Consider the following 15334-nt stretch of genomic DNA (forward strand, 5'->3'; position numbering starts at 1 on the left):
CCCTCGGCTGGGCAATTTTGGCGGCGACGGAGTATGGTTACAAGGAATTCCACGCACCACCCCACTGCTCGTTGAACGCGCTCCCGGGGCGAAATGACGAACAGCAGGAACATTCGAGGTATGGCGGCAATGCCGGGGCGGGGAGCGTCGATTCCCGTCGACGGCTGCAGTCCCGGCGGCGCTCAATCGTACGACGGGCGCCTGTATCGAGAGGCAATGGCTAGGAATACGTCGCCCCAGGATCACAATCGGGACTTCGATCGGCACGGCGGCCATCACGAGCAGCCGGAATGGGACGAGGCCGACTGGGATCAAGATCAGGAAGAGGAGGCGGGTCATCGCGCACGCCGCCTGTTGTCGCGTTCCAGCGCGCGCATCCCGGTCGGTGACGGTTTCTCATTGTTTCGGCGGGTGCTGCCGAGTGGCCGGTGGCTCCGCCGGATGGGCGTCGTCCTCGGCGCATTGATCGTCATCTTCGTCGGCTGTTTTGGCGCGTTGTGGTGGCGGCTTGGCGCCGGACCCATCAATCTCGACATGGCGACGCCCTGGCTCGCCGCAGCGATCGAGGACAATATCGGCCACGGCAATACCGTGGAGGTCGGCGGCACCCAGATCGAGCGCGCCGGGCGGGTCCGGATTGCCGTGCGCATCCGCGACATCATCGTCCGCGATCACGACCATGCCATCGTCGCCAGCGCGCCGAAGGCCGAGGTGCGGCTGTCGGGGGCGGCACTTCTCACCGGGCATCTGCGCGCCGAAAGCCTCAACCTCGTCGACGCCGAGCTCGCGATCCGGATCGCGCCCGACGGGACCGTCACGGTGTCCGCCGGCGACACGGCGAAGCCGCTCGCAACCGGCGTCGCGTCCAAGAAGGAAGCGGGCCTGCCGCCGACATTCCCACGTGACGGCGTTCCGCCGCCGCCGTTCGGGACGGCGCCTGCAACCCCCGATGCGTCCCAGGCCGCACCTCTGCCCGCCGCGCAGAGTGGAATTCTTCAGGGCCTCGACTGGCTCGACAGCCTGAGCTTGACCGGCCTCGACGGCCAGAACCTCAACGAGATCGGTCTCAAGAACGGCAATCTGATCGTCGACGATCAGCAGCGCGGCAGCAAATGGACGTTTGAGAACATCACGCTCAGCCTGCGCCGGCCGACCCAGGGCGGCGTCGCTCTGAGCTTTGGCGAAGAGGGCGCGCGCCCGTGGTCGCTGCGCGCCACGATCGGGCCGAGCGAGAATGGTGTGCGCTCGATCGATATCCGCGCCGACAAGGTGTCGACCGCCAACATTCTGCTGGCGCTGCGCGTCAAGGACCTCACCTATACGGCCGACCTGCCTCTGACCGGCGAGCTCAAGGGTGAGCTCGGCCGCGACGGTGTGCCGACGTTCTTCCGCGGCAAGGTCACGATCGGTGCGGGCAACATCATCGACACCGACACGCCCGATTATCCGATGGCGATCGACTCGGCCGAGATCAATGTCGAGTGGGATGCGGGACGGCGGGTGCTGGTCGCACCGTTCAAGATCCTCTCCGGCGCCAATCGCCTGACGCTGCTCGCCCATCTCGAGCCGCCCAATGGCACCACCAACGACTGGCAGCTCGGCTTCAGCGGCGGTTCGATCCTGCTCGGTGGCATCGACAACGAGCCGCCGCTCGTCTTCAACCGCATCGCGATCGGCTTCCGCTTCGACACTGATCACAAGCGCATGCTGCTGACGCAGGCCGACATCTCCAACGGCGAGATCGGCGTCGCCGGCACCGGCGCGATCGACTATTCCGGCGAGCCACGCCTGACGCTGGGCTTTGCGGGAACGCCGATGTCGGCCTCAGCGATGAAGCGGATGTGGCCGACGCTGGTGGTGCCCGAGTTGCGCCAATGGGTGATTGAGCGGATCGAGCGTGGCTCGCTCCAGCGCATCGAGGTCGGCATCAACTCGCCGACGCGGAACCTTCCGCGCAAGGGACCGCCCATTCCGGATGACGGCCTGTCGGTCAACATCGTGGCGAGTGGCGTCGCGGTTCGTCCCGTTGACGGCATGCCGGTTGTGCACGACGCCGACCTCAAGGCGCACGTGACCGGACGCACCGCCACAGTGAATATCGCCCAGGGCATTGCCGACACGCCCGCGGGCCGCAAGATCACCATCTCCGACTTTACCTTCGAGGTGCCGGACATGGCGCCGAAACCCTCGCCCTCGCGGACTCGCTTCCGTGTCGAAGGTCCGGTGCCGGCGGCGGCCGAAATGTTGTCCAATGATCGCCTGAGCGACCTGTCGTCGACCGTGGTCGATCCCAACACCAGCAAGGGCACCTTCACGGCCAACATCCAGCTCGGCTTGCCGGTCAAGGGCGAGCTGACCAAGGCGGACACCGTCTACGCCGTCACTGCCGATCTCAATGGCTTTGCGGCCGACAAGCTGGTGATGAACCAGAAGCTCGAGGCCAACAATCTCAAGATCGTCGCCAACAACCAGGGCTACCAGGTCAAGGGCGACGTCAAGATCAACGGGCAGGCGGCCTCGCTCGACTACCGCAAGGCGACCGATGGCGATGCGGACGTCAAGCTGCAGACGACGCTCGACGACGCCGGCCGTGCGCGCCTTGGTTTCGACCTCAGTCCTGCCGTCAGCGGGTCGGTGCCGGTCAAGGTGTCCGGCAAGATTGCCGGTGGACCCGAGCAGACAACGAAGCTCGGCATCGAGGCCGACCTGACCTCGGTCAAGCTCGACAACATCCTTCCCGGCTGGGTCAAGCTGCCGGGCAAGTCGAGCAAGGCGACGTTCAAGGTGGTGCCGACGGCACAATCGACGCGGCTCGAGGACATCGTCATCGAAGGCGGCGGCGCCTCAATCAAGGGCTCGCTGGAAGTCGACCCGAACGGCGACCTCATGAATGCGAATTTCCCGACCTACGCGCCGTCCGACGGTGACAAGACGTCGTTGAAGGTCGAGCGCGGCCAGGACGGCGTTGTCCGCGGCACGATGCGTGGCGACGTGTTCGACGGCCGCGGCTTCCTGAAGTCGGCGATCTCAGGCAATTCCAAGGACGATGGCAAGAGCAAGCTGAAGAACGTCGATTTCGATATCGACGTGAAACTGGGTACGGTCGCGGGCTTCAACGGCGAGGCGATGCGCAGCGTCGACGCCAAGATGTCGAAGCGCAGCGGGGCGATCAAGGCGTTCTCGCTGAGCGGCAGGATCGGTCAGAACACGCCGGTGGCGGCGGACTTGCGCGGTGGGCGTGCGCAGGGCAGCCGCGAGGTGATCTATCTCCAGACCAACGATGCAGGGTCGCTACTGAAGTTCACCGACACCTACACCAAGGCGGTTGGCGGCCAGATGGTGGTGGCAATGGAGCCGCCGACATCCGAGCCGAATACGGCGCGCGAGGGCCTCATCAACGTGCGCGACTTCACGGTGAAGGGCGAGGCGCAGCTCGAGCGGGTCGCCGCGGGCGCGCCGAACGGCACTCCGGGGGGCAGCGGCGTTGCCTTCAGCGCCTTGCGTGCGGAGTTTACCCGGCAGAATGGCGCGCTCACTGTCCGCGATGGCCTGGTGAAGGGGCCGATGATCGGCGCGACCATCGAGGGCTCGATCGATTATCCCGGCAACCAGGTCTGCATGAGCGGGACGTTCGTGCCGATGTATGGTGTGAACAACATCTTCGGCCAGATCCCGTTGTTCGGCCTCTTCCTCGGCGGCGGCGACAAGGAGGGGCTGATCGGCGTCACCTACGAGGTCGTCGGCACGCCTGCGGCTCCCGTGATGCGCGTCAATCCGATCTCCGCGATGGTGCCCGGCGTGTTCCGCAAGATCTTCGAGTTCAACACCGGCAAACAGAACACGCCGATCGACGAGCTGCCGTCGGCGCAGTCCGGCGACAGCCCGACGGGAACGGCAAGGCCGCTGTCGAGCGGTTGCAGCCTGGCGCGGCGATAGAAGCGGCGTTCTTACGCTAAGCTTTTGCGCCGCTTACGCCGCGCGTACGCCCGCCAGGAACGTCCCGACTTCGCCGGAGAGCTGCTCGGCCTGCTTGGAGAGGTTCGACGCCGCAGTGAGGACCATGCCCGCGGCGTTGCCGGTTTCGTTGGCTGCCGTGCTGACGACGCCGATATTGGTGGTGACTTCCCGGGTGGCCTCGGCGGTTTGCGAGACGCTGCGGGCGATCTCTGCGGTGGCCGCGCCTTGCTCCTCGATCGCGGCGCCGATCGAGGTGGCGATGCGGCTGACCTCCTCGATGGTGGCGGTGATGCCGCCGATGGCGTCGACGGCTTCCTTGGTCGCGCCCTGGATCTGGGCGATCTTGTCGCCGATCTCGCGGGTGGCTTCGGCGGTCTGGCTCGCCAGCGATTTCACTTCGGAGGCGACGACCGCGAAGCCGCGGCCGGCTTCACCGGCGCGCGCGGCCTCGATGGTGGCATTGAGCGCGAGCAGATTGGTCTGTGCGGCGATGCTGGAGATCAGCTCGGCGACGTGCTCGATTTGCTGGGCGCCGTCCGACAGCGCGCGCACGATGGTGTCGGTGCGGCGTGCGCTTTCCACGGCACGGCCGGTGACCTCGGCCGATTGCGCGACCTGACGGCTGATTTCGGTGATGGAGGAAGAGAGCTCTTCGGCGGCGGCCGCCACCGTCTGGACGCGCTGGCTGGCTTCGGTCGCAGCCGAACCGACCACGGCGGCGCGGCGGTTGGTGCCCTCGGCGGTCGACGACATCGACTTGGCCGTGGCTTCCAGCTCGCCGGAGCCCGAGGCCATCATGCCCACGAGCTGGCCGACCGACGCATCGAAGCGGTCGGCGAGGGAGATAAGGGCGTCGCGCTTTTCCTGCTCGCCACGCGCCTTGGCCGCGACCTGTTCGGCTTCCAGCGTGCGCGCCGTCAAGGCGGTCTGCCGCAACACTTCGAGCGTTTCCGCCATGCGACCGATCTCGTCGCCGCGATCGGTCTCCTCGACCGGCTTGTCGATAGCGCCGTCGGCGATGTCCTGCATGCGGGTCTTCTGACGGTCGAGTGCGCTGAGCACATCGCGGGCGATCAGCCAGGACAATGCCGCCATCAGCAGCATCAGGCCGGTGCCAATTGCGGCGAGCTCGAGCGTGAGTGCGCGCACGTCGGCGTCGATATCGTCGACATAGAGGCCGTAGCTGATCGTGGCGTTCCAGGGCGTGAACTGGCGGACGAACACGGTCTTGCGGACGGACTCGGTCTGGCCTGGGCGCGGGTAGAGATAGGATGTGACGCCGCCCTGCGGCGCCTGCCTCGCGGCGTTGAGCTGGGCATCGGCAATCAGGACGCCATTGGAATCCGTCGCGCCTGTGATCTTGCCTTCGAGCTGCGGATTGGCGCCGTTGACCAGGATCGACGTGTCGGAATTGTAGACGACGGGATAGCCCTGGCCGCCGCCGAACTTCATATTGCGGGCACGCTGGCGAAACTGCAGCTTGGCGTCGTCCACCGTCATCTTGCCGGCGGCGGCGTCATCCTGGAACGTCTGCGCGAGGCCGTGGAGCAGATCGACCGCGGCCCTCATCTCCTGGACCCGGTCGTCCATCATGCGGCTCTTGCTGAGGACGGTCGATACCGCGATGATGGCTGTGACGGTGAGAGCTGCGAGGCAGACCATGCTGGCAAGCTTGGTGCGGATTTTCAGATGGCTCAGCAGCTTCATCACAGCCCTACGATATGCTTGTTATTGCTCCCATCGCTAACATGAAGTTCTTACCAATCATGAAGATAGGCGTGCGCGCGCCTGCCGCGCGGGTGATCCTTCGCAGCTCTATGCGCTATCGTGCAGGCAAATCGCGATGCGATGCCGTGCGCCCGTATTTTTGCGGGACGAAAACGATCTCAGACTTTGGTGGTGATCGAGTCTGGCTGGACGGGCAATGAACCGATTCGTTCATCGCATCATCATGTCCGTGCTGCTCGTGGCGGCCCTCGTCCTCATCTGGAACGTGCTGGGCTCGCGCTGACCCGGCACTGGCGAAACGCCAGTGCCGGGTCTGCGGATCGGTTGCGCGCGCGTCAGCGCCGCGCGAAGGCGCCGCCCGGCGCGTCGCTCTCCTTGCCCATCAGCGCATCGAGGCTGACCGAGCCGCCGCCAGCTGCCGAGATGTAGAGGCAGGCGAAGCAGAACAGGATCGCGGCGGTGCCGCCGTTGATCAGCGGCAGGAGCACCGGCGTGCCGGTCTTCATCACGTGGCCCATGAAGTAGGCGAAGGCCATTTCGCCCGCCAGGATGAATGCTGTGAGGCGGGTGAACAGGCCGAGCATCAGCGTTGCGCCGAGCACCAGCTCGAGCGTTCCGGCCACGTAGATCAGCGGCGGGATATCGGCGAAGTAGGGAAGCACCGGGAACTTGAACAGCTTGGCGACACCATACTGGAACAGCAGCAGTCCAGTGATGAAGCGAAACAGGCTCAAGAGAACCGGCTGAAAGCGAGTGAGATAGGGAAAGTTCATTGGTTTGTGCCCTCCATCCAATGCTGCGACTAGGACCGCATTCGGTCCCGCCCTGCAAGCTGCGCCAGGTCAATTTGCGCTGACATTTTTGTCATGTCGGACAAAACACCGCAGGCTGTGGTTTCAGCCGCGCGCTGTCCGCATTTTCTAAGCGTCTACGCGTCGTGCCCGCCCGTAGTTCCCCGGTGGCTCGAATGAATGCAGGTTACCTCCGGGAGACCTAGCGCCGCAAGGCGGGCACAATCAGAAATGGAATCATCCCGAGCACCACGCTCGCAAGTGCGAAGACGAGCAGCGCGTTGTAGCCATGGGTGGCGTCGTGGATCAGGCCGCCGCTCCAGGAGCCGAAGGCCGAGCCGAGCCCGCTGCCGATCGAGATCGTGCCGAAGATGGTGCCGACCCGCTTGCCCCGGAAGATCTTCATCGCCGTTGCCGTGATCAGAGGCCCGCGCGAGCCCATCATGCTGCCGAAGCAGACGACGAAGCCGGTGAGCAGGATGATATTCGGATAATACTGAAGCAGCCAGAGCAGGAAGATGCCGAGGATCGAGATCGCGTAGCTCAGCAGCACCGATGGCCGGCGCCCGATCAGCCCGTCGAGCGCGGAGACGCCGATCATGCCGAACACCAGCACGACACCAGAAAAGCCCCAGGCGGTCGCGGCCTGGAGCGGCGGGAAGCCGGCGTCGATCAGATAGGCCACGATCTGCGCGGCGATGCAGTACATGCCGACCGCAGTGAAGAAGAAGGTCGAGAACAGCGCCCAGAAGGCGTGGTGACGCATCGCGCTCACGAGCGTCCAGCCGTGGTCGACGAAATCAGGATCGGTCTTCTTGGCGACATGCGGCGAGCCCGTAGCGAACAGCCGCCACGGCAGCAGCATGAGCGGCACCAGCAGAGCCAGCGCGGCGAAGCCGAACAGCTGGTAGGTCTCGCGCCAACCGAGATGATCAATTAAGAGCTGCGAGGCCGGCAGCAGCGCCAGCACGCCGCCGCCCATCGCTGAATAAACCACCGCCATCGCGGTCGGCAGCTTTGGCCCGAACCAGCGGCCGAGCAGGATCGAGTTCGGCACGTTGCCGATGAAGGCAACGCCAATGCCGACGCACAATCCGATCGAGATCTGGAATTGCCAGAGCGCCTGCGCATGGCCTGCGATCAGGAAGGCCGAGCCAAGCAGCAACAGGCCGAGCGCATAGACGATGCGCGGTCCGGAATGATCGAACAAGCGGCCAACCAGCGGCGCAGTCAGTCCGCTGATGAGCCAGGTCAGCGAATAGATCGAGACCACCTGCGCGCGGTCCCAACCAAAACTTTCGGAGATCGGCTTGAGGAAGACGGTGAAGCTTTCGCTGAGGCCCCGCCCGAGCACGGCGAGCGTGAAGCATAGCGCGAGCACAACGAGCGCAGTGCGCACTGCGCCTTGCTGCGTTGCAGCCGTTTCCCTGGGCGTTTTCTGATCCATTGCCCGTCAGGGAGCGCGCTTCGACGCGCCCTGACAAGCATCAAAAGCTCATACGCCTATGCGGGCTTGAGCAGGACGTGCTTCTTCTTGCCGAAGGACAGCTTGATCACGCCTTCCGGCGTCAGACTGGCCGCTGACAGCGCCATCTTCTCGTCGGTGACGGACTCGTCGTTGACGCGCAGGCCGCCACCCTTGATCTGGCGCCGTGCCTCGCCATTCGAGGCGACGAGGCCCGCCTTGACGAAGGCGTTGAGCACGCCGATGCCGCCCTCCAGTTCGCCGCGCGGAATTTCCACTGTCGGCAGGCTCTCGGCGAGTGCGCCTTCCTCGAAGGTGCGGCGTGCGGTTTCGGCCGCTTCGTTTGCTGCGTCGCGACCATGCAGCAGCGCGGTCGCTTCCGTCGCGAGCACCTTCTTGGCCTCGTTGATCTCCGAGCCGCCGAGCGCTTCGAGCTTCTTGATCTCGCTCATCGGCAGCGTCGTGAACAGTTTCAGGAATTTGGCGACGTCGGCGTCCTCGGTGTTGCGCCAGTACTGCCAGAAATCATAGGGCGAGAACTGGTCGGCGTTGAGCCACACCGCGCCTTGCGCGGTCTTGCCCATCTTGGCGCCCGATGCGGTTGTCAGCAGCGGCGTGGTCAGCGCGAACAGCTGATGCGTGCCCATGCGGCGGCCGAGATCGACGCCCATGATGATGTTGCCCCACTGGTCGGAGCCGCCCATCTGCAAATGGCAGCCGGTCCGCTTGGCCAATTCGACGAAATCGTAGGCCTGGCAGATCATGTAGTTGAACTCGATGAAGCTCATCTCCTGCTCGCGCTCGAGGCGCAGGCGCACGGAGTCCATCGACAGCATGCGGTTGACCGAGAAATGCCGGCCGACATCGCGCAGCATCTCGATCCAGTTCAGCTTGGTCAGCCACTCCGCGTTGTCGAGCATGATGGCGTCGCTCTTGCCGTCGCCATAGCGCAGCACCTTGGCGAACACGCCGCGGATCGAGGCCTTGTTGGCCTCGATCTCGGCGACGGTGCGGATCGCGCGCGTCTCGTCCTTGCCGGAGGGGTCGCCCACCATGGTGGTGCCGCCGCCCATCAGCGTGATCGGCTTGTTGCCGGACTGCTGAAACCAGTACAGCAGCATCATGGTCAAATAGTTGCCGATGTGCAGCGAGGGAGCGGTGCAATCGTAGCCGACATAGGCGATCGCCTCGCCCTTGGCGGCGAGCGCGTCCAGCCCCTCGAAATCGGAGCACTGGTGGATGAAACCACGTTCCTGCAGGGTGTTGAGGAAATCCGATTTAAATGCAGTCATCTGTCGGCATGCCTGACAATTCTTGGTTTACTGTTTTGGGCGCAATTTAAGGGTCTTCCCTGGGAACTCGATTGCTGCCCGCCACTTGGCGCTGTGGCATTATAAGATGTGTCCCTCTGGCACAAGATCGGCATGCCGGAGGGGGTGTTTTGAGGACGCTGATCCATGATGTTGACGGCACTCGGTTTGATGAGCGGCACCTCGCTGGACGGGGTGGACGTCGCGCTGATCGAAACCGACGGAAAGCAGGTGAAGGCGTTCGGGCCGTCGGGCTACCGGCCCTATAGCCCGGCGGAGCGCAATTTGCTGCGCCAGGCGCTGTCCGAGGCCGTGCACCTGCCGCAGCGCGATGCCCGGCCGGGCATTCTGGCGGAGGCCGAGCGCGTGGTGACGCTGGCGCACGCCGAGGCCGTCGCCGCCTTCGTCGCCCAGAACCGGATGAAACCCGAAGACATCGACATCGTCGGCTTCCACGGCCAGACCGTGCTGCATCGCCCCGAGCGGCGGCTGACGGTGCAGATCGGCGATGCGCCGGCGCTCGCCAAAGCGATCCATATTCCCGTGATGCACGACTTCCGCGCCGCCGACGTCGAGGCCGGCGGGCAGGGCGCGCCGTTGGTGCCGGTCTACCACCGGGCGCTGGCGCTATCGCTGGCGCGCGAAGGGCCGATCGTCGTGGTCAATATCGGCGGCGTCTCCAACATCACCTATATCGACGGCAACGAGACGCTGATCGCCTGCGACACCGGGCCCGGCAACGCGCTGCTCGACGATTTCATGTACCGCACCATGAACCAGGCGTTCGACACGGAAGGCAAGTTCGCCGCGCTCGGCAAGGCCGACGAGGCCTGGATCGCGCGGGCGCTGGAGCTGCCGTTCTTCGCAAGCCCGCCGCCGAAGTCACTCGACCGCAACGATTTTGTCGCGCTCAAGCTCGGTGACGTGCTGCCGGCTGATGGTGCTGCAACGCTGACCGCCTTCACGGCCGCCGCAATCTCCCGCGTCATTCCCCTGCTGCCCCGGCGACCGCGGAGCTGGATCGTCTGCGGCGGCGGCGCCCGTAACCTCACCATGTTGCGCATGCTACGCGAGCGGGTGGGATCGGCCTCCGTGGAAGCGGCCGAGACGCTGGGCTGGGCCTCCGACGCCATCGAGGCGCAGGCCTTCGGCTTCCTCGCCGCGCGCGGACTGAAGGGCCTCCCGCTGTCCTACCCCACCACCACGGGCGTGCCGATGCCGATGACCGGCGGGGTGATCGCCAGACCCTAAAGAGGACTGCCTGAGGTCACGGTGGGTTGATGCAGGTGCATTGATCTTGACGGGTGCATGCAGTTGCATCTATCTTTGATGGAGTTGCATCGCACCTCCCGGGGATCATGGCCATGACCGCCTCACTGAAACTGATCAGCCACAAGCTTTGTCCCTATGTGCAGCGCGCCGTGATCGCGTTGAGAGAGAAGGGCGTGCCGTTCGAGCGAGTCGACATCGATCTCGCCAACAAGCCCGACTGGTTTCTGAAACTGTCGCCGCTCGGCAAGGTGCCGGTGCTGGTGGTGACGACCGACAAGGGCGAGGTCGCGCTGTTCGAGAGCAACGTGATCTGCGAGTACATCGAGGAGACGCAAGCCGGCGCAAAGCTGCATCCGGCCGATGCGCTCAAGCGTGCCGAGCACCGCGCCTGGATGGAGTTCGGTTCGGCGATCCTCGGTGATCTCTGGGGACTGGAGACCACGACCGATCCCGCGACGTTCGAAAGCAAGCGCCGGGCGCTTGCGGCAAAGTTCGCGCGTGTCGAGGCCGCGTTAAGCACAGGCCCATTCTTCGCCGGCGATGCGTTCAGCCTGGTCGACGCCGTGTTCGCGCCCGTCTTCCGTTATTTCGATCTGTTCGACGAACTGACCGAGCTCGGCATCTTCACGGATCTGCCGAAGGTGCGTGCGTGGCGGGTAGCGCTCGCGCAGCGTCCGAGCGTGCGCACCGCGGTTAGCGCCGACTATCCGCAATTGCTGCGCGCCTTCCTCGTGCGCCACGAAGCGCATCTGCTCAAGCTCGCGGCCTGAGCTATGCCGTCATCTGTGGCCTGGCTGATGCTGGTGATCGCCGGCGCGCTCGATGTCGGCTGGGCGATCTCGATGAAATATGCCGAAGGTTACACGCGCGCAGGTTGGAGCATCGTTTCGCTGGTACTGCTCGCCGCCTTCGTTTTCCTGCTGGGACGCGCCTTGAAAGTGCTCGAGGTCGGCGTCGCTTATTCGGTGTGGACCGGCATCGGCGCCGCCGGCACCTTCGTCATGGGCGTCGTGTTGTTCGGCGAGACCTTGAGCGCGATGAAACTTGTCGGCATCGCGCTGGTGCTGACAGGGATCGCTGCGCTGAAGCTGGCCTAGAGCTCCGCGGCCATCTTCGCCAGCGTCGCGATCGTGTTCATGTTGCGCGCGGTGCCGCTTTTCGCGGCGGGGATGACGAGCTTCGATGTCCCCATGCCGTCGCCATAGTGGACGTAGATCTCGCGGCGGCCGAGGCGCAGCTCCTCGTTCTTCTGGCCGCGAATCCCAGACAGCGCATCAGCGGGCGGGGCCTTGTCGAGGAAGATCGCAACCGTGCGGTTGGGTGCGGCTTTGGGAAAGGGATTGTCGGTCGCGACTTGCGCCATTTCGGCTGCGCTGCGCACGAGCACGCCAAGCGGCGCACCGGCGTAGGCGTGGAGGCGCTGCTCGAGTGCGCCCTTGATCGCAGCTTCTGATTTGCGGCTGGTAAAGACCACATTGCCGCTGGCGATGTAGGTGCGCACAGCACCGAAACCGAGCTCTTCGCACATCGCCTTGAGCTCGGTCATCGGCAGCTTGCCGGTGCCTCCGACATTGACCGCGCGCAGCAGGGCTACGAACGCGGCCATGTCAATCTCAGCGCACGTTGGCCAGGCGCATGTCGAGATAGGCCGTGATGGTTTCCATCAGCGGCTCGAGCTTGGCGTCGAAGAAGTGGTTGGCGCCGGGGATGACCTGCTGGTCGATCACGATGCCCTTCTGCGTCTTCAGCTTCTCGACCAGCGTGTTGACGTCCTTCGGCGGCACCACGGCGTCCTTCTCGCCATGCACGATCAGGCCCGAGGACGGGCAGGGCGCAAGGAAGGAGAAGTCGTAGAGATTAGCCGGCGGCGCGATCGAGATGAAGCCTTCGACCTCGGGGCGGCGCATCAGAAGCTGCATGCCGATCCAGGCGCCGAAGGAGAAGCCGGCGACCCAGCAGGCGCGCGCCTCGGGATTGATGGTCTGCGCCCAGTCGAGTGCCGCTGCGGCATCCGACAATTCGCCGGTGCCGTGGTCGAACGAGCCCTGGCTGCGGCCGACGCCGCGGAAGTTGAAGCGCAGCACCGAGAAGCCGCGATGCGCGAAGGCGTAGTAGCACTGGTACACGATCTGATGGTTCATCGTGCCGTGAAACTGCGGATGTGGATGCAGGATCATCGCGATCGGCGCGTTCTTCTGCTTGGCCGGGTGATAGCGGCCTTCGAGACGGCCGGCGGGGCCAGTGAAAATAACTTCGGGCATGGATGATCTCTTGATTGATGTCCTGGAGAGACGGTTCTCCGCAATCAACCGATTGTGGCCTCATCGGCAGCGACGCCGGCGAGAGCGCGAATGGAAGGGCGAGAAGGCGTGCGCCTCGCGGTGATGCGCAAATGGCGCGCGGTGACTTGACGGCCGCGTTCTAACATAGGCTGCGGGGCTAAAAGCAAGCATCTTCGACATCTGCCAATGTGCTCAAGAACTTAGCCGGTCATCGCGGTGTCATGCCAATGGTGGCCGGGATGGCGCGGGGTCATCGCCAGGCTCGCATCCGTGGCAGCAACTAATTGGAATCACGATCGTTTATCGACCGTCGGGCGTCCGGCGAGCGATTCACACAGGCGCGGTGCGCCCTCCGAGCGATGCGACCGCGGGCCGGTAGCGGCGGCTGCCCCCAAGCGTCTGCCCGTTGTCGAATGTGAGCTCGAAATCTCCTGACGGCTTGAAGTCCACGCCGCTCACCCGGTCGAGATTGGCGAGCCTGGTCCGGTGCACGCGCACGATGGCGAAGCGGGCGAGCTCGCTTTCGGTCGCGGCCAACGTGCCGCGGATCAGGTGCTGGGTGCCGTTAGCGAGGATGTATTCGATATAGTTGCCGGCGGAGGCGACCCACAGGATATCCCGCGGTGCGACCCGGATGCGGCTGTTGCCGTCCCGGAGCCAGATCAGATCGTGGGATGGTTGCTCCTGCGGAGCGGCCCGCATGGACGCGGGCTGGCGCGCGACCTTCCTCAGCTCGCGCCGGCTATCGATCAGCCAGAGCGTTGCTCCGAGCAGCAGCGCGGTGACGGCATCCTTGCGGAACTCGTACAGGACCGTCGCCAGCGAGAAGTGGAAGTCATAGGCGCCTCCCGCGAGCCAAAGCAGGAGTTTCCGCAGGCCCACCATGCCGGTGATGTGGAGGGCCGAGAAGCCGAGCAGGGCGGCCGCAGCGATTCCGATCCGCGCCGCCAGGACCGTCGTCCCGCGAATGCGCCGGACGGCAAGCGCCAGGATCGGCACCAGCAGAAGGATGACGATGATGCTCGACAGCTCCCGGAACAGTCGCCGGCCAATGTCATAGCTGTCGCCACGCCAGGCCGCGTCCTGTGCGCCGGACAGCGCATTGACGATGCCGATGGCGAGCGCGACGGCTGCGATCGCAGCGAACATCGTCCAGTAGCCATTGATCCCGCCGGGCCAACCGCTCGTCCCAGACGGCGACGCCTCGTCCCCTCGCGCCCGGTCCTGATCCCAAACCGTCTCGACGCGCTCCGTTTCGGGGGCATTTTGGCCGTCAGCCATGGCCCGAAAACCGTGTTTGCCGTCCCGGCAAGGAGCAGAGAACCATGTTAACACCGCGGCAAGTTTCGACTTCGGATCGACGCATCGATCTGGATTGGGTGCGGATTTTAGCCTTCGGGCTGTTGATCTTCTACCACGTCGGCATGCTCTACGTGTCCTGGGGGTTTCACATCAAGAGCGAGCACCGGCTGACCTGGCTCGAGCCGGTGATGCTGGTGCTCAATCCCTGGCGGTTGTCGCTGCTGTTCCTGGTCTCGGGGGTCGCCAGCCGATTTATGCTGGGAAAGTATCGGCTCGCCGCCTTCGCCCGCGCGCGGTCGGTGCGGCTGCTGATTCCGCTGATCTTCGGCATGCTCGTGATCGTGCCGCCGCAGTCCTATCTGCAGATCGTCGAGAGCCTCGGCTATCCCGCAGGTTTTGCTGATTTCTACGTCCATCACTATCTGGCGTTCGGCGCGCAGTTCTGTCCGAACCCCTGCATCGTGCAGCCGACCTGGAACCATCTCTGGTTCGTGGTCTATCTCTGGGTCTACACCATGGCCCTGGTTGGCGTGTTGTGCGTGTGGCCGGCGGCTGCCGACTGGATCGGTGAGAGGCTGGCGGCTGTGCTCGCCGGGCCATGGCTGCTGGTGCTGCCATGCCTGCTGTACGCAGTCTGGAGGCTGTCGCTCGCGCCGATCTTCCCGTCGACGCATGCGCTGTTCGGGGACTGGTACAATCACGCGGACTACGCGAGTGCGTTCCTGATCGGCTTCCTGCTCGCCCGCCAGGACGGCATCTGGCGCGCCATCGAGCGGCAACGATGGGTAGCGCTCGCCGTGGCGGCTGGCTGCTTCACCATCTTCGTCCTTGTCTATGCCGGCTTGCTCGCGCCGTCGTCCGTGCCGAGATGGTTCGCCGGCTCGGTCTACGGCTGCTACCAATGGCTGGCGATGGCGGCAGTGCTCGGCTTTGCGCGACGTCATTTGACGGCCGATGGCCCCGTGCGCCGCTATCTGACCGATGCGATCTTTCCCTATTACATCGTGCATCAGACCGCGATCATCGTGATCGCGCACGCGCTGCGGGGCAGTGGGCTGTCAGCGGGAAGCGAAGCCGCCATCGTGATATCAGGCACCGCGCTCACGTGTTTCGTCACCTACGAGATCGCCCGCCGGATCGCCTGGCTGCGGCCGCTGTTCGGATTGCGGATGGAGCCCCGTTCCGTTGGCGGAATTGCGCAGCAACAGCCGGCCTGATGTGCGGCAG

Annotated in this window: 12 protein-coding genes; 5 read left to right on the forward strand and 7 right to left on the reverse strand. The window is 64.9% G+C overall.

The window, feature by feature from the left end:
* The first annotated feature begins 129 nt into the window (after positions 1–129).
* The gene (locus ACLFLU_RS20995) at positions 130–3936 is read left to right on the forward strand and encodes a DUF3971 domain-containing protein (protein ID WP_426414038.1); all 3807 of its coding nucleotides are present in this window, start codon (positions 130–132) and stop codon (positions 3934–3936) included.
* Between the two features lie 33 nt (positions 3937–3969).
* Here ACLFLU_RS20995 and ACLFLU_RS21000 read toward each other — a convergent pair whose 3' ends face one another.
* From ACLFLU_RS21000 to tyrS, 4 genes are all read right to left on the reverse strand, one after another.
* On the reverse strand, positions 3970–5664 hold the full coding sequence (locus ACLFLU_RS21000; RefSeq protein WP_426406789.1) for a methyl-accepting chemotaxis protein: 1695 nt from the start codon (positions 5662–5664) through the stop codon (positions 3970–3972).
* 356 nt (positions 5665–6020) lie between these two features.
* Positions 6021–6458 carry a DoxX family protein gene (locus ACLFLU_RS21005; RefSeq protein WP_426406790.1) on the reverse strand — a complete coding sequence of 146 codons (438 nt, stop codon included), beginning with the start codon at positions 6456–6458 and terminating at the stop codon, positions 6021–6023.
* A gap of 220 nt (positions 6459–6678) precedes the next feature.
* A complete protein-coding gene (locus ACLFLU_RS21010; protein WP_426406791.1) occupies positions 6679–7923 on the reverse strand; it encodes an MFS transporter in 1245 nt (414 codons plus the stop codon).
* Positions 7924–7979: 56 nt separating this feature from the next.
* Entirely contained in the window at positions 7980–9233 is a 1254-nt protein-coding gene (gene tyrS, locus ACLFLU_RS21015; RefSeq protein WP_426406792.1) for a tyrosine--tRNA ligase, read from the reverse strand.
* Positions 9234–9398: 165 nt separating this feature from the next.
* Between tyrS and ACLFLU_RS21020 the strand changes: the two genes are divergently transcribed.
* The 3 genes from ACLFLU_RS21020 (at position 9399) to ACLFLU_RS21030 (ending at position 11620) form a co-directional block, all read left to right on the forward strand.
* Complete coding sequence (locus ACLFLU_RS21020; protein ID WP_426406793.1) at positions 9399–10502, forward strand: anhydro-N-acetylmuramic acid kinase; 1104 nt, start codon at positions 9399–9401, stop codon at positions 10500–10502.
* Positions 10503–10615: 113 nt separating this feature from the next.
* Positions 10616–11293, forward strand: a complete 678-nt coding sequence (locus ACLFLU_RS21025; protein WP_426406794.1) for a glutathione S-transferase family protein — start codon at positions 10616–10618, stop codon at positions 11291–11293.
* A 3-nt stretch (positions 11294–11296) separates the two neighbouring features.
* A complete protein-coding gene (locus tag ACLFLU_RS21030; RefSeq protein WP_426406795.1) occupies positions 11297–11620 on the forward strand; it encodes a DMT family transporter in 324 nt (107 codons plus the stop codon).
* Here ACLFLU_RS21030 and ACLFLU_RS21035 read toward each other — a convergent pair.
* From ACLFLU_RS21035 to ACLFLU_RS21045, 3 genes are all read right to left on the reverse strand, one after another.
* Positions 11617–12129 (reverse strand): DUF1697 domain-containing protein, encoded by a 513-nt coding sequence (locus ACLFLU_RS21035; RefSeq protein WP_426406796.1) that lies wholly within the window; start codon positions 12127–12129, stop codon positions 11617–11619. The two genes, ACLFLU_RS21030 and ACLFLU_RS21035, sit on opposite strands and share 4 nt — an antisense overlap.
* 7 nt (positions 12130–12136) lie before the next feature.
* The gene (locus ACLFLU_RS21040; protein WP_014495555.1) at positions 12137–12784 is read right to left on the reverse strand and encodes an alpha/beta hydrolase; all 648 of its coding nucleotides are present in this window, start codon (positions 12782–12784) and stop codon (positions 12137–12139) included.
* Between the two features lie 351 nt (positions 12785–13135).
* Entirely contained in the window at positions 13136–14086 is a 951-nt protein-coding gene (locus ACLFLU_RS21045) for a LytTR family DNA-binding domain-containing protein (RefSeq protein WP_426406797.1), read from the reverse strand.
* A 44-nt stretch (positions 14087–14130) separates the two neighbouring features.
* On the opposite strand from ACLFLU_RS21045, the gene ACLFLU_RS21050 reads away from it, so the two are divergent.
* Complete coding sequence (locus ACLFLU_RS21050) at positions 14131–15324, forward strand: acyltransferase family protein (RefSeq protein WP_426406798.1); 1194 nt, start codon at positions 14131–14133, stop codon at positions 15322–15324.
* Positions 15325–15334 lie beyond the last annotated feature (10 nt).

This window comes from Bradyrhizobium ganzhouense, from assembly GCF_049949285.1.
GTDB lineage: Bacteria > Pseudomonadota > Alphaproteobacteria > Rhizobiales > Xanthobacteraceae > Bradyrhizobium > Bradyrhizobium ganzhouense.

Coding starts and splice junctions, on each gene's coding strand:
- ACLFLU_RS20995 (WP_426414038.1), top strand. CDS start 130: ATGCCGGGGCGGGGAGCGTCGATTCCCGTCGACGGCTGCAGTCCCGGC.
- ACLFLU_RS21000 (WP_426406789.1), bottom strand. CDS start 5,664: ATGAAGCTGCTGAGCCATCTGAAAATCCGCACCAAGCTTGCCAGCATG.
- ACLFLU_RS21005 (WP_426406790.1), bottom strand. CDS start 6,458: ATGAACTTTCCCTATCTCACTCGCTTTCAGCCGGTTCTCTTGAGCCTG.
- ACLFLU_RS21010 (WP_426406791.1), bottom strand. CDS start 7,923: ATGGATCAGAAAACGCCCAGGGAAACGGCTGCAACGCAGCAAGGCGCA.
- tyrS (WP_426406792.1), bottom strand. CDS start 9,233: ATGACTGCATTTAAATCGGATTTCCTCAACACCCTGCAGGAACGTGGT.
- ACLFLU_RS21020 (WP_426406793.1), top strand. CDS start 9,399: ATGATGTTGACGGCACTCGGTTTGATGAGCGGCACCTCGCTGGACGGG.
- ACLFLU_RS21025 (WP_426406794.1), top strand. CDS start 10,616: ATGACCGCCTCACTGAAACTGATCAGCCACAAGCTTTGTCCCTATGTG.
- ACLFLU_RS21030 (WP_426406795.1), top strand. CDS start 11,297: ATGCCGTCATCTGTGGCCTGGCTGATGCTGGTGATCGCCGGCGCGCTC.
- ACLFLU_RS21035 (WP_426406796.1), bottom strand. CDS start 12,129: ATGGCCGCGTTCGTAGCCCTGCTGCGCGCGGTCAATGTCGGAGGCACC.
- ACLFLU_RS21040 (WP_014495555.1), bottom strand. CDS start 12,784: ATGCCCGAAGTTATTTTCACTGGCCCCGCCGGCCGTCTCGAAGGCCGC.
- ACLFLU_RS21045 (WP_426406797.1), bottom strand. CDS start 14,086: ATGGCTGACGGCCAAAATGCCCCCGAAACGGAGCGCGTCGAGACGGTT.
- ACLFLU_RS21050 (WP_426406798.1), top strand. CDS start 14,131: ATGTTAACACCGCGGCAAGTTTCGACTTCGGATCGACGCATCGATCTG.